Annotated in this window: 1 pseudogene; it reads left to right on the top strand. The window is 65.5% G+C overall.

The window, feature by feature from the left end:
• Positions 1-2,087, top strand: a pseudogene (locus HX846_RS35085) (DUF4329 domain-containing protein); the annotation flags it as partial.

The following is a 2,087-nucleotide window of genomic DNA, read 5'->3' as shown; positions in this document are numbered from 1 at the left end:
CGCCGCCGGGGCGCTGTCGGTGTTGCAACCGGGCACGTTGTGGGATGTGGCGGGGCTGGTCGCCGACACCTGGCGACCTTACGCCCTGGCACCCCGCCCGCAACTGAGCCGCGGGTTTCTCCAGATAGAAGACGCGGCACGCTACGCCCACGGGCAAATCGGCAGCTGGCGTGAGGGCGAATACTGCGGCTATATCCTGCAGCGCCCGGACGGTCTCTACGTGGCCACCGAGCCATTGCCGGCCAGCGACGCCGGGCGCTTTGCCCTGGGCGTTGTCTACCCCCAGGACGTCAAGGGCCGCTCACTGCTCCCGCCCGGTCACATGCTGAAGGCCGTGTACGGTTCCAGCCGCGGGGTTTCGTTGCTGGAACCCGAGCGCCTGCAGCGCCCGGGCTGGTCGCGGGACGATGCCTGCCTGGAGGCGCAGATGTTCAGCGCCCTGGACGTGCACACGCTGATCCGCAATCGCCAACAGGTGTCCGTGGCCTACCTGTCGGGCGCCGAAGATTGTTTGCTGGCGTATGACCTGATCGACTCTGCCGCCCAGGCGAACCTGTTCAAGGCGCTAGACCCCTTGCCCCATCGCAGCCCAACGGCCCTCAACCTGGCCAGCGGCACGCTGACGCCGCGGGAGTGGATCAGCCAGGTGGCGGCGGCCGGCAGCGTGCGGGTGGTGCAGGCCAACCCGTTGTGGGGCGCGCCGGGGCTGATCGCCGAACACTGGCGGCCACGCCTGCCGATACCCCGGCGCGAACGTCCGGAGCAGATTGCCTATGGCCCGGTCTGCGCCAGTGCTGCTGACGCGGCTCGGGCACTGCACACGCGCCTGGACCATGAAGCACCGACGCAAACCGGTTTCGGTTTCATGCTCAAGCATCGCGATCAGGACGCCTTTGTCTGCTCCGAGCTTGTACCCGCCTGGGATAGGGCCGGGCTGTTCGCCTTGAGCGCCGTGTTTGCCGTGGATGACGAAGGCGAGTTTATTTACCCCGCGGGTTATCAACTGCACGCCTTGGTTTACCGGCGCAACTGGATGCCACAGGGGCTGACCACCGCCGAACACTGGCTGGCGCAGCATTTTATTTCGGCCGGGGATTTGGCCAGTGCCACCGTCGAGGCCAAGCGCCAACGGGAGAGAGGCGCACTGACGGGCTTGCCGGTGTTTATCTCGACACTGGACCAGGCGCTGCTGCAGGTACAAACGCCGGTGGCATCGACGCTGTTCAACCCGGTCCGCCAGCCGTCGGGGGTCTATGAAGACGTGCAGACCTTGATGGCCAGCGGGCAGCTCTCGGCGGTCGGGTTTGTCAACGAAGTGGCGAAGTTGAGCTGGTTGAGCGTTTTGGTGCCGAGCGAATGCTGGGCGTTGGCGGGTAAGCTGGATGTCAGCCAGGCCCCATGGACCGCCTTCGCCAACTTTATGCGTCGCCCATTGAGCCCGCTGTTCAGCAACCAGGCCGATGCGGTGCGTTACGTCCAGCAACAGTTGGGCACACAGCGCGACACGCTGCAAGGCGGGCTGGTGTTGCAGCGCAACGGCAAGTTTGTCGCGACCCTGGCGGTGCCGGTGTTGAGTGAAGACTTCGACCCGAACGTCATCCTGCCGGGCCTGGACGTCAGCCAGGCGCTGCTGGCCCCTGGTTGGAAAATGGTCGCGCGCTACCGGTCACGTGTCGCCCGGGTGCTGGAGTTCTGGTTACCCTCTGAAGAAAACGCGGTGTATCAAAACCTGTTCTCGACCAAAGTACTGGAGACCGCCCTGAAGTCGGGTCACCTGTGGACCCACGAATACCTGCTGACGCCCGACGGCTCACTCATCGGTTTCAGTACCCAGGACGCCGAGCGCAGCTTGCTGGATTCGGCCCGGCGCAACGAAGCGACGCAGTTGCTCAGCCACCTGGAAACCTCCCTGGCCCCCAACAGCCTGGCGCTGCACGATCCTTACAGCAATGCCGTCGAGCAGCAGATGCGCAGCGGCCGCAAGACCCCCACCGAGCTGGTCAATCAGCTGGCGCGGGTGGGGACTTTGCAAGTACTGGAGGGCGGCCCGTTGTGGGGCACTGCCCAGCGTGTGCTGCCGGGCTGGA

The sequence above is a fragment of the Pseudomonas sp. K5002 genome, assembly GCF_013386655.1.
In the GTDB taxonomy this organism is placed as follows: Bacteria; Pseudomonadota; Gammaproteobacteria; order Pseudomonadales; family Pseudomonadaceae; genus Aquipseudomonas.
Note: the sequence above shows the minus strand (reverse complement) of the source record. Positions and strands in the feature narration are given on the sequence as shown.